Below are 21,491 nucleotides of genomic sequence, written 5' to 3'. Positions count from 1 at the left end.
TTTCCTCCACGATACCTGGAATGCCGGGCCATCAGGGTGTCCTACGCTGAGAGCGTGCCCAGGAAATCGCCTCTCGTGATCGGGCACCGCGGTGCGCCCGGCTACCGTCCGGAACACAGTCGCTCCTCGTACGAGCTCGCCCTCGCGATGGGGGTGGATGCGGTCGAACCCGACGTCGTCGCGACGAAGGACGGTGTGCTCATCGTCCGTCACGAGAACGAGATCTCGGGCACGACCGATGTCGCAGAGCATCCGGAGTTCGCCGACCGCAAAACGACCAAGCGCGTCGACGGGCAGGCGCTGACCGGCTGGTTCACCGAGGACTTCACGTGGGACGAGCTGACGACGCTGCGCAGCCGCGAGCGCCTCCCCGAGGTGCGGCTCTCGAGTGCGAGCTTCAGCGGCTCGCAGGCCATCCTCCGGCTGACCGACGTGCTCGACATCGTGCGAGACGGCTCGGTCGAGCACGGCCGTGAGATCGGAGTGGTGCTCGAGGTCAAGCACGCGACGTACTTCGCGAGCATCGGGCTCGATCTCGCACCGCTGATCGAGCGCGACCTGCGCGCGGCCGGCTGGGCCGACGGCGAGCTGCCGCTGATCGTCGAGTGCTTCGAGTCGAGCATCCTCGGGCAACTGAAGGCTCGTGGCATCGCAGCCTCGTACATCTACCTGATCGAGGCGTCGGGGCGCCCTTACGACCTGCTCGTCGCGCAGGGTAAGAAGGCGCTGACCTACAAGGCGACGGTCGCGCCGACCGGGCTCGACGGTCTCGTCGGTCAGGTCGACGGAATCAGCGTCAACAAGCGGATGCTGCTCGAGGCAGGCAACACGATCGTGCCCGACGCCCACGCCAGAGGGCTCAAGGTGTTCACGTGGACCTGTCGTCCTGAGAACGCGTTCCTCTCCGCGGAGTTCCGCGGTTCCGGAGGCAAGGGCGCGTACGGCGACTACGAGGCCGAGTGGGGCGTCATCGCCCGCACGGGCGTCGACGGAGTGTTCGTGGACCACCCGGACCTCGGGGTCGGCTTCTTCCGCGGCTGACCCGGTTCAGAGCGGACCGAGCACGTCCGGCACGGCGCGATCCAGGTGCAGCGCCCGCAGCGGCGCCAGGATCTCGCGCTCCTCGAAGCGGAAGTGCGACTCCATGATCGCCCCCACGCCGTCGAGGTGCCGTTCGATCGTCTCGGCGCTCTCGCCACTCTCGACCGCGGTGCGCAGCGCGCCGAGCAGGTGCGCGAGCATCGAGTGATCCTGCATGAGCTTGTCGATCACCTCCCCGAGTTCGGGGTGCTCCTCGCGGAGGGCGGGGAACAGTGCACGGTCCTCGCTCAGATGATGTCCGTCGAGCGCAGAGCAGAATCCGATGCAGAACAGCGCGAGCTCCGAGGCGGCGTCCGGGGCATCGGCGTCGGCGTCGAGCGCTGCTCGCGTCGCATCCAGAGCCGCGCGGAGGCGGGTGTGCGCCCGGCGGAGCTCGTCGTCCCAGGCGATCAGGCGGTCGGCATCCATCCCGGTCAGTCTAGATCGGACGCGCCTATCCGTCAGAGGGTGCGATCGAATGCACCCTTGCGCGACACGATCTCCTTGCCGAGCGGCATCAGCGAGACGGGCACCATCTTGAAGTCGGCGATGCCCATCGGAATGCCGATGATCGTGATGCACAGCGCGAGACCCGAGACGATGTGCCCGATGGCGAGCCACCAGCCGGCGAGGATCACCCAGAGCACATTGCCGAGGAACGAGCCGACGCCCGAGGTGGGTTTGCTGACGATCTCGCGTCCGAACGGCCAGATCGCGTACCGGGCGATGCGGAACGAGGCGATTGCCCAGGGGATCGTCACGATCGGGATGCACAGCAGGATTCCGGCAAGCATGTAGCCGAGGAACAGGGCGAGCCCGGCGAAGATCAGCCAGATGATGTTGAGGATGGTGCGCACGACACGATCCTCGCACCGACGCCTGAGCATCCGCCCTTCGCTGCTGTCGGGGGAATGGCCACCGGCCGTTCACCATCCGTGCACCTGTGGGTCGTCGGTCAGCCATGCGATGTCGGTGATGTGGGGTGATACCCGTCTGATTCCCTCAGGAGCCCCATGTCCCGCCTGCACTCCGCGGCTGCGGTCACGACGGTCTGCGCCCTCAGCGCCGCCGCCCTGCTCGCCGTTCCGCTCGCCGCCACCGGCGCCGAATCCGGTGTCCGCATCAACGAAGTCGAATCCAGCGGGGGAGTGCCCGGCGACTGGATCGAGTTCGTCAACACGTCCGCCGTCGCCGTCGATCTGAGCGGCTACGTCGTCAAGGACAACGGCGAGGACGAGTCCTATACGTTCCCCGAGGGGACGATCGTCGAGCCCGGCGCCTACCTCCTGATCGACGAGGTGGCTGCGGGCGTCGGCGACTTCACCTTCGGGCTCGGCAAGGAAGACCAGGTGCGCCTGTTCGACCCGAGCGCCGTGCTGCTCGACGAGACGTCGTGGGCGGCTCACGCTGCAGCGACCTGGGGTGCGCGCGACGTCGCGGGCACCGTGGAATGGGCGGACACCTCCGAGTCCACGAAGGGCGCGGTCAACGTCTTCGCGGCCGACAACCCTCTGGGCGGCAGCATCGTCATCAACGAGGTCGACTCGCAGCCGGCCGACTGGGTCGAGTTCCACAACGCGGGCGATGCCCCTCTCGACATCTCGGGTTACGAGATCCGCGACAACTCCGACGACCACCGCTGGCAGTTCCTGCCGGGAACGGAGATCGCGGCCGGCGAGTTCCTCGTCGTCGAGGAAGGCTCGATCGGCCTCGTGAACGGCGTCGAGACCGCGTTCCGCGATCCGATCGGCATCGGCAGTGCCGACCGCATCCGTCTCTTCGACGACGCCAGCCTCCTGATCGACGACACGCTCCCGTGGAGCGGCCACGCCGCGATCGACGGCGACGTCATCGCCGCGACGCTCGCGCGCTGCCCCGACGGCCAGGGCGACTTCGTGCTCGCATACTCGACCCCGGGGGCGGCCAACTCGTGCGTCATGCCCGACGTCGTGATCAACGAGATCGAGTCCAACGGCGACACGACCGACTGGGTCGAGGTCGTCAACACGGGCAGCACCCCGGTCGACCTCGCCGGCTGGACCGTGATGGACGGCGACCCCGTCGGTCACGCAGCGCAGGTCACGCCGCTGCCCGCAGGCACGGTGCTCGCGCCGGGCGCGCACCTCGTCTTCGACCAGCCGACGGACTTCGTGTTCGGTCTGGGCAACGGCGACATGGTCACGCTGCGCGATGCGAACCTCAACGTCGTCGACGAGCACGTGTACGCGGCGCATGCGGCCGGTGTGCTCGCCCGCTGTGCCGACGGCAGCGGAGACTTCGTCGACATCGCGGTCTCGACCAAGGGGCTGCGCAACGCGTGCGGCAATCCGGTGCGCGTCAACGAGGTCGAGTCCGACGGCGGATCGCCCGGTGACTGGATCGAACTCGTCAACCCGACGGCATCCGCCCTCGACGTCTCGGGCATCGTCGTGAAGGACGACGACGACACCCATTCCTACGTCGTCCCGGCCGCGACCACGATCGCCGCGGGCGGATACCTCGTCATCGAGGGTGCCGACCTCGGCTTCGGCCTCGGTGACGGCGATTCGGTGCGGGTCTTCGACGGTGACCTCCTCATCGACTCCACCACCTGGGGCACAGGACACGCAGCGGTCACGTGGGGTCGATGCCCGGACATCACCGGCGCCTTCGCCGTCACTGCGGAGAGCACGAAGGGTGCGGCGAACGTCTGCGCCGGCGAGATCGCCGTCGCGCCGTGGCCCGGTTCCGCCGACGTCCGCGTGCTCGACACCGTTCCGACGTTCCTCGAGGACAGCTCCGGTCTCGACGTGCAGGAGACCGCCGACGGCACGTTCCTCTGGGCCGTCGACAACGGCGAGGGGCGCATCTGGAAGCTCGAGGCCCACGCCGACGGCTCGTTCACGCAGATCGACGGCTGGGAATCCGGCAAACGCGTGCGGTTCCAGAAGGATGCCGCGAACCCGGGTGCTGCGGGTCCTGACACCGAGGGAATCACGGTCGACGGCGCCGGCTCGGTCTACGTCGCCTCGGAGCGAGACAACAGCGCCAAGGGCGTGAATCAGAACACGGTGCTGAAGGTCGACCCCGAGGCTGCCGACGGCGACCTCATCGCCCAGCAGGAGTGGGACCTCACGTCGCTGCTGCCCGCGGTGGGCGCGAACCTCGGCATGGAAGCCGTGCAGTGGGTGCCCGACAGCGCACTCGACGGCGCGCTCTTCGACACCAACACCGGTGCTGCCTACGACCCCGCGGACTACGCGGGTCACGGCGACGGCCTGTTCTTCGTCGCGGTCGAGGACGACGGCCACGTCTACGCCTTCGCGCTCGGCACCGACGGCACGGCGACGCTGGTGTCGGAGATCGCACCCGGTCTGGCGGGGGTCATGGCACTCGACTACGACAGCGTCCTCGATGTGCTGTGGGCCGTCTGCGACGACGGATGCCACGGGCAGTCGGCGCAGATCACGCTGAACGGCACCGCACAGCCGGGGATAGCGCACTTCGCGCGCCCCACTGGCATGCCCGACATCAACAACGAGGGCTTCGCCACCGCTCCGGCCTCGCTGTCGGTCGACGGCCAGCGGCCGGTGTGGTGGTTCGCCGACGGCTTCGCCTCTGAGGCGTTGCGAGTCGGCACGCTCCCTTCCGGGACGGATGGGAACCCGGGCGGGAACCCTGGCGGCACCCCCGGGGCGCAGAACCCTCCGCTTCCCGGCACAGCTCTCGTCGATGCCAATCGCAACGGCGTCACGGTGAACCCGGCGGTCGCGGCACGCGGCTCGCAGGTGACGGTGACGGCGGGCGGCGACACCGCCGGCGACCGGATCTCGGTCTGGATGTACTCCGACCCCGTGCAGCTGGCCTCGGGCGCGGCATCCGCGTCCGGTGCGCTCACGGTGACGATTCCGACGGATGCCGCGCTCGGCGCCCATCGCATCGCGGTCTACTCGGCAGCCGGCGAGCTGATCGGATGGGCGGACATCCGCATCACCGACCCGAGCGGACTCGCAGCGACCGGCGCCGAGGTGCCTGTCGCGATGATCGCGCTGGCTCTGATGCTGATCGTCGCCGGTGCGGTGATCGTCCGCCGTCGCCGGAGCACCGTCTGACGCCCTCGCGTCGTGCATGACGACGGGGAGTGCACGCGGGACGACCGCGTGCGCTCCCCGTCGTCATGTCGTCGTCGACCCGGACGCCCCGCAGCGGGTCGTGTCGTGGGCGGGAGGTCTGCGGGAAAGCTCCGTCAGAGACCCAGCACGGCGCGGGCGCCGTCGGAGTCCGCCTGCCGGTACTCCTCGGCGAGGCGCGCGGTCCGCTCGGCGGAGAGACGCAGCGTGCCCGCGTGCAGGCGCCACTGCGAGTCGAGCGCCGACGAACGCCGCGTGTAGGCGTTCTGGGCCGCACCCTCCCAGCGGCTGCGGAGGTCCTGCGAAGTGCCTGCGAGGGAGTCGAGCGACTCGACGATCGAGGCGGCGGAGGCTGCGCCGCTAGCGGCCGCTTCGGCGAGCCGGTCGGGGTCGACCTTGAGATCCATGTCAGCGCTCCAGTCCGGGGGACGGATAGCCGCGTCGCGCATCCGACTTCAGGCTCGCCGCGATGTCGGACTCCTCGCCGAACAGCTCCGCGCTGCGATCGGCGAGGGTCGACATCGCGTTGTGCTGCGCCTGCGCGATCGTCTCGAGCGTCACCTGGGCCAGAGCCTGCAGCGTGAGCGCCTCGGCGGCGGGGCCGAACTCGAGTCCGGCGAGCTTTCCGCCGACCTTCGCCCGAACGGTGACCTCGCCTCTGGGGCTGCGAGCCGACTCGACGAGCGTCTCGACGTCGGTCGCCAGCGCCTGCGCGCGTGCCTGGTTCTGCTGCGCCTGCCGGTTGATGTCGTCGAGCTGTTTGCGGGCTGCGGCGAATCCCTCGTCGATCCCGAATGTGTTGTCGCTCATGTCGTCCTCCGTCATTCCTGCACTGTCACACCGGTCGGAACCTCGGGCACGTCGCCCGGCCACGACCCGAGCCGTTCGCGGTTGCTGGCGCCCTGATCCTTGTCCTCCGTCAGGTCGATGGCGGCCGTGCTGTACGGCTTCGGCGACGAGGTGGAGTCGCGCACCCAACCTGCCTGCGCCGCGGCGGCGCCCACATCGAAGCCCCCGCTCGACGAGGTCCGCACTCTGATGTCGATGCGCGCATTCGGCATATAGCCCTCACGCACCGACCAGACCGACGACACCACGAAATCGACCAGCGCGGCCCCATCGGCGATCGCGAAGCCGGGCTCGACCTGGAGCCCGATCGCGTACCCGGTGTTGCCCTTCACATTGGGCTTGTCGCCGCCGGCGATGTCGGAGACCACGATGCCGGGGATCGAGTCGAACGATTCGCGCAGCTCGGCCAGGGTCTGCCCGCCCGACGGGGCGTCGTGCGGAATCCCGCTGTCAGAGCCGCCACCCCCGAAGGAGCATCCCGTGAGCGCGAGCACGCCCACGGCGACGACGGAGAGTGCGGACCAGCGCCTAGCGGCCATAGTTCATCATGTCCTCGAGTCGGTACTGCATGTCGGACCAGATGCTGACATCCGAGATACCTGCGTATGCGGGGTTGGTGTTGCCGGAGAATCCCATGCCCTCGAGGATCGTCTCGTTGTAGGCCCCCGTGACCTCGAAGACTCCGCGGCCGTCGACGTTGCGCAGGCGGAAGGCGACCTCGCCCGGGTACTCCGGATGCCCGGGTTGGGCGGCGATCACGAAGCCGTCGTCGGTGATCTGCTGAACGGTGATGTCTCCCGCGGTGACGCCGGGGATGCCCATGCCGAACAGTGAAGTCTGGATGGTCTGCCCCTCTCCGGTGAGCTGCATGTTGAGCTGCGAGTTGTCGCCCTCGCGGGAGGGGAGGAAGACGTGGCCGAACTCCTGCTGCAGCATCTGATTGAGCTGCTCGGTGGTCATGTCGGTCTCGCCGAGGTCGAACTGGTGCGAATAGCCCAGGTCGTACTCGCCTTCGAACTCGTGATCGGAGCCCGGGTACGGCGTCGGGCCGGGGTTGTAGGTGTCGCCCATCCCGCCGGGCGGGATCGCTCCGGGCAGACCGCCGAGAGGGCCGAGAAGCTTGCCGGGAGGGAACTGCTCGAGGAGTTCGCCGAGCAGGTCTTCGAGACGCTGGTGGAACGGGATGATTGCGCGGTAGAGGTCGGTGGCCAGACGAACCATCTCCCGCAGCGCCTGCAGTGCACGATCGATGTTGGAGGTGACCTCGGCGATCACCTGTGCGCAGTTGTCGGCGAAGTCGCGGATGACCTGAGCCTTCTTGTCGAGCTCCCACGGCCAGCTTCCGAACAGGAAGTCCTTGATGCTGCCGCCGACGGTGGACAGCAGCTCGAAGCCGGCGCACACCAGTGAGCGCATGATCTCGACCGCGCGCACGCACAGCTGGAGGGCCTGGCTCATGACCTTCGACCAGTCGGCGATCGAGTGCGTCGCCGACTGGAGGACTCGGAGCGAGCCCTCTACGACGACCGCGGTGATCCCCTGCACGTGGCCGCTGATCTGGGTCAACGCCTGCTGGTAGAGGGCGGAGGTCGATTGCACGTCGCCCGCATAGGTCTCCCAGGCGTGGGACGCCTGATAGAGCCCGGCCGGATCTCCTGCCACCTGCTCGAGCAATTGCTCCAACGGGCGGACGAACTGCATGATCTCGGACGCGAACCCGCTCAGCCCGCCGCCGCAGTCGTCGCCGGCTCCTCCGGCCGGAGGGAGCTGGCTGCTCCAGCTGCCGGAGGCGAGTGAGGATGCCGCGGCATCGGCTTCGGGGAGGACGGCAGTGCTCATGTCATCCCTCCGCGGCGATGCGGTCGAGGTCGGCGCGTCCGGTGTCGTCGACAGTGCGGAAGCCCTCGACGGCCTTCTGCACACCGTCGGCGGTGCGCTGCGAGACCGTCCCGACGAATCCGGCTGCGCCCTCGACGACGGCGCCGATCGAGTTGAGGACCGGAGGGATGAACGCCCCGATCGGACCGAACGCCATGCCTGGAACGGCTGAGGTGATGCTGCCGCGCGACGATGCCAGCTTCGCTGCCGCCTCCGTCAGTGCGCTGCGTGCGGCCTCGTAGGCATCGCTGTGGACTTCGATCTCCGCCATCGGTCGAGCTCCCCCCGAAATCTGCGTGTCCACCCGTCGGAGCGGCGAGCAGACAGGTTCCACGATAGGTCGGGCGCCCGGCGTTGCCAAGCTCCCGCTCCGAGCTGTCGCCCGCGCCCGCGGTCGGTGTCGGTGGCGCGGCTTAGACTCATAAGGCCATGACCGAAGCCCCCCTCATCGTCCCCGGATCCGTCGGCCCACGCCCCACAGGGGAGCAGGGGCAGGACGATCTCCTCGCCGGCCTCAACCCTCAGCAGCTCGAGGCCGTGACCTATCGCGGCCCCGCGCTGCTCATCGTCGCGGGAGCAGGGTCGGGCAAGACGAGCGTGCTCACCCGCCGCATCGCCTCGCTGCTGCGGGCACGCGAGGCCTGGCCGAGCCAGATCCTCGCCATCACCTTCACCAACAAGGCAGCGGGCGAGATGCGCGAGCGCGTCGAGGCGATCATCGGCGACGCGGCCAGAGGCATGTGGATCTCGACCTTCCACTCCGCCTGCGTGCGCATCCTGCGGCGGGAGGCTCAGCAGTTCGGGTTCACGAAATCGTTCACGATCTACGACTCCGGCGACTCGCGCGCGCTGCTCAAGCGCCTCGTCAAAGAGCACGAGGCAGATGCCTACGGGTTGACCCCCGCATCCGTGCAGTCCCGCATCTCGAAGCTCAAGAACGAGCTGTCTGATGCCGATGCGTACGCACGCCAGGCCAACATGAGCGATCCGGCGGAGCGGATCTTCGTCGAGCTGTTCGCCGACTACCAGCGACAGCTGCAGAAGGCCAACGCGTTCGACTTCGACGACCTCATCGGGCAGACGGTCTACCTGTTCCGCGCGTTCCCGCAGGTCGCCGACACGTATCGCCGGCGTTTCCGCCACATCCTGGTCGACGAGTATCAGGACACCAACCACGCCCAGTACGCGCTCATCCACGAGCTCACCCGGCCGGTGTCGGGCGACGCCCCCGATCCGTATGCCTCGAACGGCATGATGATCTTCGAGCCCGAAACCAGCCCCGAACTCGAGGGGGCGTCACTCACCGTGGTCGGCGACTCCGATCAGTCGATCTACGCCTTCCGCGGCGCCGACATCCGCAACATCAGCGAGTTCGAGCGGGACTTCCCCGGAGCCCGCGTCGTGCTCCTCGAGCAGAACTACCGTTCGACCCAGAACATCCTGTCGGCCGCGAACTCGGTGATCGGCAACAACTTCGACCGCAAAGACAAGAAGCTCTGGAGTGACAAGGGAGCCGGCGACATGATCGTCGGCTTCACCGGGTACTCGCAGCACGACGAGGCGCAGTTCGTCGCAGACGAGGTCGAGGCGCTGCGTCGTTCGGGCATGCCGTACTCCGAGATGGCCGTGTTCTATCGCACCAACTCGCAGTCCCGCGCGCTGGAGGAGATCTTCATCCGCTCGGCCGTGCCGTACAAGATCATGGGCGGCACCAAGTTCTACGATCGCGCCGAGATCAAGGATGCACTTGCCTACCTCGTCGCGGTGGCGAACCCCGCAGACGAGATGGCTGTGCGGCGCATCCTCAACAAGCCGAAGCGCGGCATCGGCGACGTCACCGAGACCACGATCGCGCGCTTCGCCGAGGAGCACGGCATCACGTTCCGCCAGGCGCTGTCGGTGCCCGACCAGCTCGGCTTCGGCCCGAAGATCCAGGCCGGGATCGCTCAGCTCGACGCGGTGCTCGCCGAGGCGACCGAGATCATGCTCCCCGCCTCCGGCGAGGTGCCCGCCCCGACCACGGTCGCCGACGGACTGAGCGTGCTGCTGTCCAAGAGCGGGTACCTCGACGCACTGCGCGCGAGCCGTGACCCTCAGGACGAGGCCAGGGTCGAGAACCTCGACGAGTTCGTCGCGGTCGCGCGCGACTTCGCGCGCAACAACCCCGACGGGACGATCGTCGACTTCCTCACCGAGGTCGCACTCGTCTCCGACGCCGACGACCTCGACGACGAGTCCGGTTCGGTCTCGATGATGACGATGCACACGGCGAAGGGCCTCGAGTACGACGCCGTCTTCGTCACGGGTGTCGAAGAGGATCTCATCCCGCACCGCATCTCGGCCGGGGAGCCCGGCGGTCCGCAGGAGGAGCGGCGACTCTTCTACGTGGGCATCACGCGTGCACGCAAGCGCCTGCATCTCTCTCTCGCGATGACCCGCGCGCAGTTCGGCGAGGTCTCGGTCGCGATGCCCAGTCGCTTCCTGCAGGAGATCCCCGCGGGTCTCATCGACTGGCGCCAGTCGCCGGGTGATGTGAACTCGCGCGGCGGAATGCAGTCGCGTGCGCTCAACGCCCGTCGGGCCGGCGGCTTCGGCGGTTCGGGATCCGGCTCTGGTTCGGGCGACCGTTTCGCGGTCAAGCAGCTGCCGGGTCGTGATTCGCTCAAGCCGCTGTCGACTGCGATGGACAAGTTCCCCAACCGGGTGACGGCGAAGATGCGAGACAACGGCGACCTCGAGCTGGCCGCGGGCGATCGCATCCGTCACTCCGACTTCGGCGAGGGACGGGTCGACGCGGTCACGGGGGAGGGCGCGAAGCGCATCGCGCATGTGCGCTTCGATTCGGCCGGACAGAAGAAGCTCCTGATCAAGGTCGCGCCGATCGAGAAGATCTGAGCGGTTTCGCGGGTTAGGCTGGCTGATATGGCCCTGTTCTCCCGCCGCAAGAAGTCCGCTGACGACGTCGTCGCCGACCAGATCGAGACCCAGACAGAGACCGAGGAGTCTGCCGTCGACGCTCCCGAAGAGTCCGACACAGCCGCCGAGGTGACCGAGGCCGCCCCGACCATCGGGATCTCCGTGCAGGCCTTCCGCGGCGTGGGAGCCCAGGCGGGCCCCGAGGTCGCGCTCCCCGACCCCGACGCGGCTCCCGCATCTTCGGCAGCCACCATTGCTCAGGCCCCGACAGCGCCCTCCGCTGCTCCCACTGCCACTCCGGCTCCTGAAGTCGAACGGCGTCTTCCGCTGGCACCCGCACTGCCGCCCGAGCAGACAGAGACGGTCGCGGGCATGAAGGACAACGTCCTGCTTCGCGAGTCGCTCAAGCAGGTCGAGCAGGGGGCCACGAACGATCAGCTCCTCGGCGTTCTGCGCCAGGCCCTGCAGGGGCACCTGTACATCCGGGTGAACGGCGACGCCCGCGCCCAGATCAGCGAGGGCAAGCCCCTGGCCGTCGCCGTGGTCCGTGACGGCGACCGTCAGTTCATGCTCGCGTTCAGCTCGGCCGCCGCCGTGCGTGACTCGGTGCAGCTCGAGAAGGACCCGACCGCGACGTCGGCTGTCGCGCAGCCGACGACCTCGGTGCTGCAGCAGGTCGTCTCGGGCGAGTTCGCGGGCCTCATCGTCGACAACGCCTCGGCTCCCCACCGCGTGGTGTTCCCGACCGAGCTGCTGCAGAAGGCGCTCGAGCAGGCCGACGTCGACATGACCGTCAAGTCGATCGTCGCTGCGCCGCGCGAGCAGGACACCGCAGCGAAGCTCGGCGAGGCGCTCGCCACGAAGCGCATGTGGGTCGCCGTCAACGAGGGCAACCCCAACGGGCAGGTCGGCATCGCCGAGGCGCAGACCCCCGACGGCAAGCGGTTCCTGCAGCTGTTCTCGCACCCGCTGGAGGTGCTCGCTCTCGGCCGCGGAGATCGCCCGCTGCCGTTCGAGCCCGAGCAGCTCGCCAAGCTCCTCTCTAGTCACATCGACATGGCAGGTGTGGTCGTCGACCCGGCCGGACCCACCATGGTGGTCGAGCGCGACGCGCTGGCGTCGGTGCTCATCCTGGCCGTCGACCTCGACGCCTGACGGTCTTCCGCGCGCCGCACGTGCGCTCTAGGGTCGGAGCATGGCCTCAGAACGCGTGACCCTGACCGTCGTCGACCCGGACGGTGAGCGCGAGGTCGTGCTCTCGAGTCCGAACAAGGTCGTGTGGCCAAAGGTCGGCATCACGAAGGCCGAGCTCGCGGAGTACTTCCAGCTCGTCGGTGAGCCTTTCCTCGAGGCCAACGGCAACCGACCGGTCTCTCTCGAGAGGTTCCGCGACGGCATGGGCAGCGAGGGCTTCTTCTCGAAGAACCCGCCCAAGGGCACGCCCGACTACGTCGATGCGGTGACGGTCACGTACAACAGCGGCCGGCGGCATCCGCAGATCGTGCTGAACCGGCCGAGTGCGATCGTCTGGGCGGCGCAGATGAACACGATCGTGTTCCACCCGTGGGCATCTCTCGCCTCAGACCCCGACAACCCCGTCGAGCTGCGGATCGACCTCGACCCCCAGCCGGGCACCGAGTTCGCCGACGCGATCCCGGCTGCGCACGCGCTGCGCGAGGTGCTCCACGAGGTGGGGCTGAACGCATTCGTGAAGACGAGCGGCAACCGCGGATTGCACGTCTTCGCCCCGATCGAGCCGACCCACGAGTTCCTCGACGTCCGCCACGCGGTGATCGCGGCCGGGCGCGAGCTGGAGAGGAGGATGCCCGAGCAGGTCACGATGAACTGGTGGAAGGAGGAGCGCGGAGAGCGCATCTTCATCGACTTCAACCAGGCGAATCGGGATCGCACGATGGCCGGCGCCTACAGCCCCCGAGCGCTCCCCGAGGCGACGGTGTCGACGCCCGTGCACTGGGACGAGCTCGACGGGCTCGACCCCCAGACGTTCACGGTCCGCAGCATCCCGAAGCGGCTCGCGGAGGTCGGCGACCCGTGGGCGGGAATGCAGAGTGCGCCCGGGCGCATCGACACCCTGCTCGAATGGTGGGAGCGCGACAAGGAAGCCGGGCTCGGCGAGCTGTCGTTCCCGCCCGAGTTCCCCAAGATGCCGGGCGAGCCCCCGCGCGTGCAGCCCAGCAAGAAGGTCGCCGCGAACTGGGACGAGAACGGCGAACCGGTCGACGAGTGACCGTCAGCCGATGACGTCGGCGAGGTCGTATCCGGCGACGGTGTCGAGCTGGTCGTAGGTGCACGAGCGCGCGTCGCGGTCGGGACGCCAGCGCTCGAACTGCACGGTGTGGCGGAATCGCGCTCCTTCGAGCTGGTCGTAACGCACCTCGAGCACGAGCTCGGGGCGCAGCCGCACGAAGGACACGTCCTTCGAACCGCTGAAGCGCGAGCGTTCTCCCGCACCGGTCACGGCGTCGCCGGCGTCGTCGCGTTCGACGAGCGGCGCGAGCTCGTCGACGAGCTGTCTGCGCCGGACGTCGCTCCATGCCGCGACACCGCCGACCTGGCGAAGCGTGCCGTCGGAGTCGTACAGGCCGACGAGCAGCGACCCGACGCCGGAGCCGGACTTGTGGATGCGGTAGCCGAGGGCGACGACGTCGGCGGTGCGCGCGTGCTTGATCTTGATGAGTGTGCGCTTGCCCGGGGCGTACGGCTGGTCGAGGGGCTTCGCGACGACGCCGTCGAGACCTGCTCCTTCGAATTCTGCGAGCCAGCGCACGGCGGCGTCGCGGTCACGGGTCGTGCGGGTGATGTGCAGCGGATGCTCGACGTCGGCCATCAGCGACTCGAGGCGCTCGCGTCGCTCGGCGAACGGCGTGCTCAGCAGATCCTCGTCGCCGAGGGCGAGCAGATCGAAGGCGATGAACATCGCCGGAGTCTCGTCGGCGAGCTTGGCCACGCGCGATACTGCGGGGTGGATGCGCTGGCTCAGTGCCTCCCAGTCGAGCCGCTGTGCGCCGTCGGGGCCGGTGGCGACGACGATCTCGCCGTCGAGCAGGCAGGGCCCGGGCAGCACCCGGGGGATGGCCTCGACGAGTTCGGGAAAGTAACGGGTCAGGGGCTTCGCCCCGCGCGATCCGATCTCGACGGTCTCTCCGTCCCACGAGATCAGTCCGCGAAAGCCGTCCCACTTCGGCTCGAACAGCAGTCCGCCCGTCGTCTTCGCGGGGTCGGGCACGGAGGCTGCCGCCTTCGCCAGCATGGGGGAGGGGATCTCGTAACGCATGGGTCCATCCTGGCGGGGGTGGCGCTGCAGCAGAAGGGGTGTCGCTCGCGAACGCGCCTCAGTCGAACAGGTCGTCGAGGGTCACGCGGGTGCCGGCATCCTTCAGTGCGGTGCGGGCGGCATGCCACCCGGCCATGCCGTTCACACCGGGGCCGGGGGGTGTCGAGGCCGAGGCGAGGTACACGCCGCGCATCGGCGTACGCCACGGTGCCGGGCCGAGCACCGGCCTGCGCAGAGCCTGCGGGATCGTGAAGGCGCCGCCCAGGATGTCCCCGCCGATCTCCGACGGGTTGATCGCCTCCCGAGACGACGCCGGCACCGAGTGGTGCGCCAGGATCAGGTCGCGGAATCCGGGGGCGAAGCGTTCGACCTGACGGGTGATCAGTTCGGTGGCGTCGAGGTCGGAGTTCTGCGGCACGTGGATGTAGGCCCACAGCACGGCTTTGCCCTCCGGCGCCCTGGTCGGGTCGAAGACCGAAGGCTGCACGGTGAGCGCGTACGGTCGATCGCTGATCCGGCCTCGCGCGACGGCGTTCTCGCTCTCCCATACCTCGGCCGCGGTTCCGCCGACGTGCACGGTCGGCGACTGCGCGACATCCGGGTTCGTCCAGGGAATCGGTCCGTCGAGCGCGAAGTCGACCTTGGCGGCGGCGGGGCCGTAGCGATACCCGCGGATGGCGCGCGCGTACGCGGCGGGGATGTCGGGGTGGGTGAGGGCCAGACGCGGCGACGTGTTCAGCAGCAGCAGGTCGCCCCGCGCGGGGTCGCCCCAGTCGAGCGCACTCAGGTCGGTGACGTGCACACCCGACTCGACGGACCCCCCGTGCGCCTCGATGTCGGCGACCATGCTGTCGGCGATGCGCTGGGCTCCGCCGCGCGGGTACATCCAGCCGCCGGCATGCGCCTGCGCAGCCAGCAGCAGGCCCGCCGCGGCTCCCGCGAGCGAGGGGAGTGGCGTGTTGGCGTGGGCGAGGACCCCCGCGATCAGCGACGCGGCCTCCTCCGTGCGGAATGAGCGGTTGGCGAGCGGTGTGCCCTGGTCGAGCATCCGCAGTGCGAAGCGCAGTGCCGTGATCGGCTCGCGGGGTATCCGCAGCATCTGGTTGCCCGTGAAGTCGACGACTCCCTCGACGTGGCTGCTCAGCGGGCGCAGCAGCGAGAGCCACGCGCGCTCGTCGACGCCGAGCCCGGCGGCCGTGTGCTCGATGTCGCGCCAGGCGATGCCGGCACGGCCGTCGTCGAGAGGATGCGCGTACGAGATGTCGGGGGTGATCCACTCGATCCGCTCGGCGAGGCCGAAGGCCTGGAAGAACGACGACGACAGCGCGGCCGGATGCACGGCGGCGCACACGTCGTGCCGGAAGCCGGGGAGCGTGGATTCGGCGGTGCGCACACCGCCGCCGATGGTGTCTGCGGCCTCGAGGACCTGCACCTCGTAGCCGGCGCGAGCGAGCGTCACGGCGGCAGCGAGGCCGTTCGGGCCGGAGCCGATGATCGTCGCGCGAGCCATACGGCCAGTCTTCCATGCTCAGGCGTGAGATCCTTGAAGAGATGAATGAAGTTCAGGGCCCGACCCCCACAGGCAACTCCCGTCCGTACCGAACCCTCGCGGAGGCACTCCGCGCGCACCGCATCGCCGAAGAGAACCACGAGTTCATCGCAGCGATCACGGATGCCGTCGGCATCTCCTCCTTCATCGACCGCGGTCGGTACATCGAGGCGATCCGCCGTGGTGAGGGCGCCGCACTGCACATCGGCAAGACCTACACCAACGGCTTCACGGAAGACGAGGTCGTCGTCGTCGGCTCGACGCCGCTGCGTCTGCGCCCGAGCGAGGGCCGCGCACCGTTCTTCTACGTGACGCACCCGAGCGAGTTCCGCCCGATCACGCCCGTCAAGGCCAAGCGATCGACCACCCCGCGCGTCGCCGCGGCGCCGAAGGTCCAGCGCGCCCCCAAGCTCATCGAGCGCGACTACGGCGTGTGCGACGTCTGCTTCATGGTGAAGACTCCGGCCGGCGGCTGCGGCTGCGACTGATCACGGGTGGGCTGCCGTCACCCCGGTGAGCTCCTCCGAGATCTGCCAGATGCGGGCGGCCGCGGTGTCGTCCCGCAGTCGTGAGTAGAGCTTCTGCAGCCCTGGTCCGCCGCCCAGGTGGCCGAGGCCCGACGGGCCGTAGAACCCTCCGCCGACGGCATCCGCAGCTGTCGCGGCGTACAGGGCCGGCAGCCCTGCCGTCTCGGCCGTCCCGAACAGGACGCCGCGGCGTGACAGCGCGTCGATGACGCGACGCGACGTCGTCTGCGTCGAGCGCCCGAGCTCCGGCTGTGCGGCCAGCAGGTTCGTCGGCGCGACACCGGGGTGCGAGAGCAGGCTGCGGATTCCCCATCCCGCAGCCCTGCTCCGTCGATCGAACTCGAGCCCGAACAGCCCGAACGCGATCTTCGACTGGCTGTAGGCGCGCATCCCGTCGTACGAGCGCTCCCACTGCAGATCGTCCCAGTTGATCGCGCCGCTGTCGGCCGCGACGCTGATCTGCGAGACGACACGCGTCTGTCCCTCGATGAGCAGCGGCAGCAGTCCACCCACGAGCGCGAAGTGCCCCAGGTGATTCGCGCCGAACTGCAGCTCGAATCCATCGGCCGTCGTGCGTCGGGTGGGAGGCGTCATCACCCCGGCGTTGAGGATGAGGATGCTGATCGGCGTGCCCTCCTCGCGCAGAGTCGCAGCGAGGGAGCCGACCGATTCCAGTGATGCGAGGTCGAGATCGCGCAGCGACAGTGACGCTTCCGGCACCGCGCGGCGGATCCGTGCGATCGCGGCTGCGCCCTTCTCCCGGTTGCGCACCGGCAGGATGACCTCCGCGCCTGCAGCAGCGAGCCGGCTGGCGATGCCGAGGCCGATCCCATCGCTGGCTCCGGTGACCACTGCTCGGGCGCCGTGCTGCGCGGGGATGACCAGGTCTGTGTTCCTTCGTGGCATGTCTGCCCTCTTCTCTGTCGACGTCGATGCTCTCGCGATGCATGGCTGGGCATCCAGGGATCGTCGATCCGTGGATCGATTCCCCGGTCGACTGGTACAACGGATACGACCAGGGGAGGCGACGCATGGCGATCGACAGACGGGGGCTGGCCGAGTTCCTGCGCGGACGCCGCGAGGCGCTGCAACCCGAGGACGTCGGGCTGCCACGAGGGGAGCGCCGGCGCACGAGCGGGCTTCGCCGGGAGGAGGCAGCTGCGCTGAGTCACATGTCGACCGACTACTACGCGCGACTCGAACAGGAGCGAGGGCCGCACCCGTCGGATCAGATGGTCGCGGCGATCGCCCAGGGGCTGCATCTCTCGCTCGGCGAACGGGACCACCTCTTCGCCCTCGCCGGTCATACGCCGCCGCCGAGAGGTGCCGAGAGCGACCACGTGAGCCCCGGGATGCTGCGGATCTTCGACAGGCTGCAGGACACGCCTGCCGAGGTGGTCACCGAACTCGGGGAGACACTGCGGCAGAGCGCGCTCGGCATTGCTCTGGTCGGGGATCTGACCCGTCTGCAGGGGCCAGCCCGCAGCATCGGCTACCGGTGGTTCACCGACCCGTCGACGCGGCAGGGATACGACCCCGACGACCACGAGTTCCTCTCCCGACTGTGGGTGTCGGGACTGCGAGAGATCGCCACCCTTCGGGGACAGGGCTCGCGTGCCGCGCGCTACGTCGAGCTCCTGCTTTCCCGGAGTGAGGAGTTCAGAGCGCTCTGGGAGCGACACGAGGTCGGGCTTCGTCCGCCGGGCACCAAGCGGTTCATCCACCCCGAGCTCGGGCGTCTGGACCTCTCGTGTCAGACGCTCGTCGACCCGGAGCAGTCGCACGCGCTTCTCGTCTACACGGCTGCACCGGGAAGCGAGAGTGCGCAGAAGCTGAGGCTGCTCTCGGTGATCGGTGCCCAGAGGTTCACGCCCGAGTCCGATGCGGTCGGGGTCGCCGAGCAGCCCGACACCTGATCGGGGTGCCTGCCCGGAGCGTCAGGCGAAGGCGCTCATCCCGGTGATGTCGCGGCCGAGCAGCAGGGCCTGCACGCTCTCGGTGCCTTCGTAGGTGTGGATCGCCTCAATATCGGCCATGTGCTGCATCACGCCGTTCTCGAGCAGGATGCCGTTGCCACCCAGTAGATCCCGGGCGATGGACGCCACCCGCCGCGCGGCACGCGTGTTGTGGAACTTGGCGAGGGATGCCTGCGTGGGGCGGAGCTCGCCCGCGGTCTCGAGGTCGGCGAGGCGGCGGCAGTAGAGCTGCATCGCGGTGAGGTCCTCGAGCATGTGGGTGAGCCGCTCCTGCACCATCTGGAACTTCGCCAGCGGCTTGCCGAACTGGATGCGTTCCTTCGAGTAGGCCAGGGCGGCCTCGTAGCAGGCGGTCGCGTGTCCGAGCGCTGACCAGGCCACGCCCGAGCGGGTCGCGTAGAGCACGATCGACGCATCCTTGAAGCTCTTCGTCCCCGGCAGCACGGCGTCGAGCGGCACGCGCACGTCGTCGAACACGATGTGCGCCTGGTGGATGGCGCGCAGCGATGCCTTGCCGCGGATGGCGGTGCCGGTGTATCCGGGGGTCTCCTGCTCGACGAGGAAGCAGCGAACGGCGCCGTGCTCTGGCGCGGTCTCATCATCGACGCGGGCCCACACGAAGGTGATGCCGCCCGAGGCGCCGTTGCCGATCCACTTCTTCGCGCCGCGGATGACCCATTCGTCGCCGTCGCGCCTGGCCACCGTCTCGAGCGAGACGGAGTCCGACCCGTGATCGGGCTCGGTGAGGGCGAAGGAGCCGAAGACTGAACCGTCGGCGAGAGATGTCAGCCACTTCTCCTGCTGCTCATCCGAACCGAAGAGCGCGAGGGTGCGCAGCGCCAGACCGCCCTGCACGGCGAGCACGGTGCCGAGCGATCCGTCGCCGCGCGAGATCTCCATGTTCACGAGGCCGGCGGCGAGGGGCGAGAGTCGGGTGAGCGACGGATGCTCGATGCCGTCGACGACGAGATCCATCTCGCCCATGCGGCGCGCGGCGTCGAGAGGGTACTCGGCGCGGTCCCAAGCATCCGCCATCTGCGGGCCGACCTCGTCGATGTACGCCTTCGCGCGGTCCCATGCCGAGCGGTCGGCGTCAGGGATGTCGGCGAAGACGGCGTAATAGTCGCTGTCCTGTCGTCCGGTGATGTCATACGACGAGACGCGCTCGCCGGGGAAGGGAGAGGCTGCGGTGCTCATGGTGACTCCTTCGTGGCACCAAGTATCGTACTCCTCGATACTCGGTTCCACGACTCCGGTTGCGTCGGAACCCGCGCGGAGTCGGAGAGGCTGCGCCTCCGTCCGGTTCCGAGTCCGTTCGGTGCGGCTCAATCGAGCTGCGTGCGCAGACGCCGGGTGACCTCGGCGATCGGCATCGAACGAGGGAACACGGCGACGACGACGTCATCCGGCGCCTCGGCGACTGCTTCCGAGGGCACACCGTATCGGCGGCGGACGTCGGCGAGAGCGGTCTGCAGCGTCGAGAGTGGCACCTTCTTCTTGCCGCGCAGCAGCTGGCGGAGAACATGGTTGTGCACGGCGGTGACGACGGCCGAGAACCCGACCGCGTCGAGAGGATCGATGCCGGGAAGCGAGCTGCGCAGATAGTCGTCGAACAGCCGCTCGTAGCGGAACACCGTGATGATCTCGCGCTCACGGAGCACCGGCACCTGGCGCACGATCTGGTAGCGGCGACGCGCGAGCTCGGGGTCGTGCGCGAAGTGGGCGAAGACCGACTCGGATGCCGCGCACACCGCGCCCCAGGGGTCGTCGTGTCCCTCGGCGAGGAATGACCGCAGCTGCTCGAGCAGCACCTCGTGGTCGGCGAAGACGACATCCTCCTTGCCGCCGAACTGGCGGAAGAACGTCGAACGCGAGACCCCCGCGGCCTTCGCGATCTGCTCGACGGAGGTCTGGTCGAAGCCCTGCGATGCGAAGAGCTCGAGTGCAGCGGCCACGACGCCGGTGCGCAGTTCTGCGGATTCGTGCATGGGACGAGCCTAGACCTCGGCTTCGAGCACCGCAGACGCTGCGTCTACGATGAGCGGGTATGCGTCCAGGGGGGATGAATGATGATGGTGCTGCGTAGATGGACGGCTCGGGTTGCCGGGGTGGTGTGTGCGCTGGGTGTCGTGTTGGTGCCGAGTGCGGCGGTGGCGCAGGACTTCGCGGGCGGTGGGCCGCTCTGGTACATGGATGCGATGAAGATCCAGGCGATCCATGACGCGGGGATCACGGGAGAGGGCGTGACGATCGCGGTGCTCGACGCGGGAGTGAACACGGAGATAGTCAATCTGGAGGGTGCCGACATCGAGGTGCGCCAGATCGAGCAGTGCCCTGACCCGGCGTCTGCGGATCCGACGGCATTCGCCGCGACACAACACGGTACGTCCGTGACCTCCTTGATAGTGGGCAACGGAACATCTGACAGCGGTTCGGGGCCGGCAGGTATCGCCCCGGGAGCAAGGATCCTCTATTACGGCTCGCTGCAGGCGAGCTGCGATGGTGATGCGTTCCCGGCGGCCATCGCCGATGCTGTCGAACAGGGAGCAGACATCGTCTCGATGTCGGGTGGCTCCGCACGTCTCACTGACGAGCTCTCGCAGGGAGCCGCCGACAGTGTGGCAGACGCCCTGCGAGCGGGCGTCCTGGTCGTGGCCGGAGTCCCCAATGCAGATTCGATTTGGGAGGGGGAACTCGGCGAGATCAACGGCGTGGTGAACGTGGCTTCGGTGGACTCCGCTGCGAACGCAGCCAAGAGGCAGGACGGATCCGAGATGACGAACGACGATATCGATGTCGTTGCGCCCGGAGTGGATGTTGCAGGCGTCGGCTGGGACGGCACATGGGGCATGTCGGAGTGGTCGGGCAACTCCGCGGCGACCCCGATCGTCTCGGGGCTTCTCGCTCTCGGTAAGCAGAAGTGGCCCGACGCCACTGCATCGCAGCTCATTCAGTCGTTGATCCGTAACACGGGATCGAAGCCGCACGAACTGGAGTGGTCGAACAAGTTCGGCCACGGGATCGTCAACGCGACTCGCCTGGTGGAGGAGGATCCGTCGCAGTATGCGGACGAGAACCCGCTGTTCACAGACGGCCAGTCGCCGTCGTTCGACGCGGTCTATTCGACGCCGGAGCCGTCTGCGTCCGCGGCGCCGGACGCGCAGGCCGGGGCGGGCCCGGGAGTGCTGCCGTGGGTGCTTGCAGGTGGTGGGGCGGTCGTGGTCGTCGTGGCGGTGACGCTCATCGTCGTTTTCCGGAGAGGGCGTGGACGTGGGGACGGGGGAGGCGATGGTGCTGCGTAGATGGTCTGCT

20 protein-coding genes are annotated in these 21,491 nt (G+C 68.6%); 8 read left to right on the top strand and 12 right to left on the bottom strand.

Annotated features, from left to right (window positions below; genetic code table 11):
• Positions 1 to 54: 54 nt before the first annotated feature.
• Positions 55 to 1,041 (top strand): glycerophosphodiester phosphodiesterase family protein, encoded by a 987-nt coding sequence (locus ACQ4LY_RS00605; RefSeq protein ID WP_431074081.1) that lies wholly within the window; start codon positions 55 to 57, stop codon positions 1,039 to 1,041.
• A 6-nt stretch (positions 1,042 to 1,047) separates the two neighbouring features.
• Here the strand turns inward: ACQ4LY_RS00605 and ACQ4LY_RS00600 are convergent, their stop codons facing one another.
• Together ACQ4LY_RS00600 and ACQ4LY_RS00595 are read right to left on the bottom strand one after the other, a co-directional pair.
• Positions 1,048 to 1,509, bottom strand: a complete 462-nt coding sequence (locus tag ACQ4LY_RS00600; RefSeq protein ID WP_431074080.1) for a hemerythrin domain-containing protein — start codon at positions 1,507 to 1,509, stop codon at positions 1,048 to 1,050.
• A gap of 32 nt (positions 1,510 to 1,541) precedes the next feature.
• A complete protein-coding gene (locus ACQ4LY_RS00595; protein ID WP_056311882.1) occupies positions 1,542 to 1,937 on the bottom strand; it encodes a YccF domain-containing protein in 396 nt (131 codons plus the stop codon).
• Positions 1,938 to 2,093: 156 nt separating this feature from the next.
• On the opposite strand from ACQ4LY_RS00595, the gene ACQ4LY_RS00590 reads away from it, so the two are divergent.
• On the top strand, positions 2,094 to 5,171 hold the full coding sequence (locus ACQ4LY_RS00590; RefSeq protein ID WP_431074079.1) for a lamin tail domain-containing protein: 3,078 nt from the start codon (positions 2,094 to 2,096) through the stop codon (positions 5,169 to 5,171).
• Positions 5,172 to 5,305: 134 nt separating this feature from the next.
• On the opposite strand, the gene ACQ4LY_RS00585 is transcribed toward ACQ4LY_RS00590, so the two are convergent.
• Genes ACQ4LY_RS00585 through ACQ4LY_RS00565 form a run of 5 tightly spaced genes read right to left on the bottom strand, consistent with a single transcriptional unit; the run spans position 5,306 to position 8,187 of the window.
• A complete protein-coding gene (locus ACQ4LY_RS00585; RefSeq protein WP_431074078.1) occupies positions 5,306 to 5,596 on the bottom strand; it encodes a WXG100 family type VII secretion target in 291 nt (96 codons plus the stop codon).
• A 1-nt stretch (position 5,597) separates the two neighbouring features.
• Entirely contained in the window at positions 5,598 to 5,999 is a 402-nt protein-coding gene (locus tag ACQ4LY_RS00580) for a YbaB/EbfC family nucleoid-associated protein (RefSeq protein ID WP_431074077.1), read from the bottom strand.
• A gap of 11 nt (positions 6,000 to 6,010) precedes the next feature.
• A complete protein-coding gene (locus ACQ4LY_RS00575; protein WP_431074076.1) occupies positions 6,011 to 6,577 on the bottom strand; it encodes a hypothetical protein in 567 nt (188 codons plus the stop codon).
• The gene (locus ACQ4LY_RS00570; protein ID WP_431074075.1) at positions 6,567 to 7,877 is read right to left on the bottom strand and encodes a hypothetical protein; all 1,311 of its coding nucleotides are present in this window, start codon (positions 7,875 to 7,877) and stop codon (positions 6,567 to 6,569) included. Before ACQ4LY_RS00570 ends, ACQ4LY_RS00575 begins: the two co-directional genes overlap by 11 nt.
• A 1-nt stretch (position 7,878) precedes the next feature.
• A complete protein-coding gene (locus ACQ4LY_RS00565) occupies positions 7,879 to 8,187 on the bottom strand; it encodes a hypothetical protein (protein ID WP_431074074.1) in 309 nt (102 codons plus the stop codon).
• A gap of 158 nt (positions 8,188 to 8,345) precedes the next feature.
• On the opposite strand from ACQ4LY_RS00565, the gene ACQ4LY_RS00560 reads away from it, so the two are divergent.
• Genes ACQ4LY_RS00560 through ligD form a run of 3 tightly spaced genes read left to right on the top strand, consistent with a single transcriptional unit; the run spans position 8,346 to position 13,080 of the window.
• On the top strand, positions 8,346 to 10,811 hold the full coding sequence (locus tag ACQ4LY_RS00560) for an ATP-dependent helicase (protein ID WP_431074073.1): 2,466 nt from the start codon (positions 8,346 to 8,348) through the stop codon (positions 10,809 to 10,811).
• A 27-nt stretch (positions 10,812 to 10,838) separates the two neighbouring features.
• A complete protein-coding gene (locus ACQ4LY_RS00555) occupies positions 10,839 to 11,987 on the top strand; it encodes an SseB family protein (RefSeq protein ID WP_431074072.1) in 1,149 nt (382 codons plus the stop codon).
• Between the two features lie 40 nt (positions 11,988 to 12,027).
• Complete coding sequence (gene ligD, locus ACQ4LY_RS00550; protein WP_431074071.1) at positions 12,028 to 13,080, top strand: non-homologous end-joining DNA ligase; 1,053 nt, start codon at positions 12,028 to 12,030, stop codon at positions 13,078 to 13,080.
• Between the two features lie 3 nt (positions 13,081 to 13,083).
• On the opposite strand, the gene ACQ4LY_RS00545 is transcribed toward ligD, so the two are convergent.
• Both ACQ4LY_RS00545 and ACQ4LY_RS00540 read right to left on the bottom strand, forming a co-directional pair.
• Positions 13,084 to 14,127: an ATP-dependent DNA ligase gene (locus ACQ4LY_RS00545; RefSeq protein ID WP_431074070.1), complete on the bottom strand. Its 1,044-nt coding sequence runs from the start codon at positions 14,125 to 14,127 to the stop codon at positions 13,084 to 13,086.
• Positions 14,128 to 14,185: 58 nt separating this feature from the next.
• A complete protein-coding gene (locus ACQ4LY_RS00540; protein WP_431074069.1) occupies positions 14,186 to 15,637 on the bottom strand; it encodes a phytoene desaturase family protein in 1,452 nt (483 codons plus the stop codon).
• A gap of 41 nt (positions 15,638 to 15,678) precedes the next feature.
• Between ACQ4LY_RS00540 and ACQ4LY_RS00535 the strand changes: the two genes are divergently transcribed.
• A complete protein-coding gene (locus tag ACQ4LY_RS00535) occupies positions 15,679 to 16,164 on the top strand; it encodes a hypothetical protein (RefSeq protein ID WP_431074068.1) in 486 nt (161 codons plus the stop codon).
• Here ACQ4LY_RS00535 and ACQ4LY_RS00530 read toward each other — a convergent pair whose 3' ends face one another.
• Positions 16,165 to 17,109 carry an SDR family oxidoreductase gene (locus ACQ4LY_RS00530; protein WP_431074067.1) on the bottom strand — a complete coding sequence of 315 codons (945 nt, stop codon included), beginning with the start codon at positions 17,107 to 17,109 and terminating at the stop codon, positions 16,165 to 16,167.
• Between the two features lie 125 nt (positions 17,110 to 17,234).
• Between ACQ4LY_RS00530 and ACQ4LY_RS00525 the strand changes: the two genes are divergently transcribed.
• A complete protein-coding gene (locus ACQ4LY_RS00525) occupies positions 17,235 to 18,119 on the top strand; it encodes a helix-turn-helix transcriptional regulator (protein WP_431075729.1) in 885 nt (294 codons plus the stop codon).
• A gap of 21 nt (positions 18,120 to 18,140) precedes the next feature.
• Here ACQ4LY_RS00525 and ACQ4LY_RS00520 read toward each other — a convergent pair whose 3' ends face one another.
• Together ACQ4LY_RS00520 and ACQ4LY_RS00515 are read right to left on the bottom strand one after the other, a co-directional pair.
• Complete coding sequence (locus ACQ4LY_RS00520) at positions 18,141 to 19,376, bottom strand: acyl-CoA dehydrogenase family protein (protein WP_431074066.1); 1,236 nt, start codon at positions 19,374 to 19,376, stop codon at positions 18,141 to 18,143.
• Positions 19,377 to 19,504: 128 nt separating this feature from the next.
• The gene (locus ACQ4LY_RS00515) at positions 19,505 to 20,167 is read right to left on the bottom strand and encodes a TetR/AcrR family transcriptional regulator (RefSeq protein WP_431074064.1); all 663 of its coding nucleotides are present in this window, start codon (positions 20,165 to 20,167) and stop codon (positions 19,505 to 19,507) included.
• 78 nt (positions 20,168 to 20,245) lie between these two features.
• On the opposite strand from ACQ4LY_RS00515, the gene ACQ4LY_RS00510 reads away from it, so the two are divergent.
• Complete coding sequence (locus ACQ4LY_RS00510) at positions 20,246 to 21,481, top strand: S8 family peptidase (protein ID WP_431074063.1); 1,236 nt, start codon at positions 20,246 to 20,248, stop codon at positions 21,479 to 21,481.
• The last annotated feature ends 10 nt before the right edge of the window (positions 21,482 to 21,491 follow it).

Source organism: Microbacterium phyllosphaerae, assembly GCF_050628115.1.
Taxonomy (GTDB): domain Bacteria; phylum Actinomycetota; class Actinomycetes; order Actinomycetales; family Microbacteriaceae; genus Microbacterium; species Microbacterium phyllosphaerae_A.
Note: the sequence above shows the minus strand (reverse complement) of the source record. Positions and strands in the feature narration are given on the sequence as shown.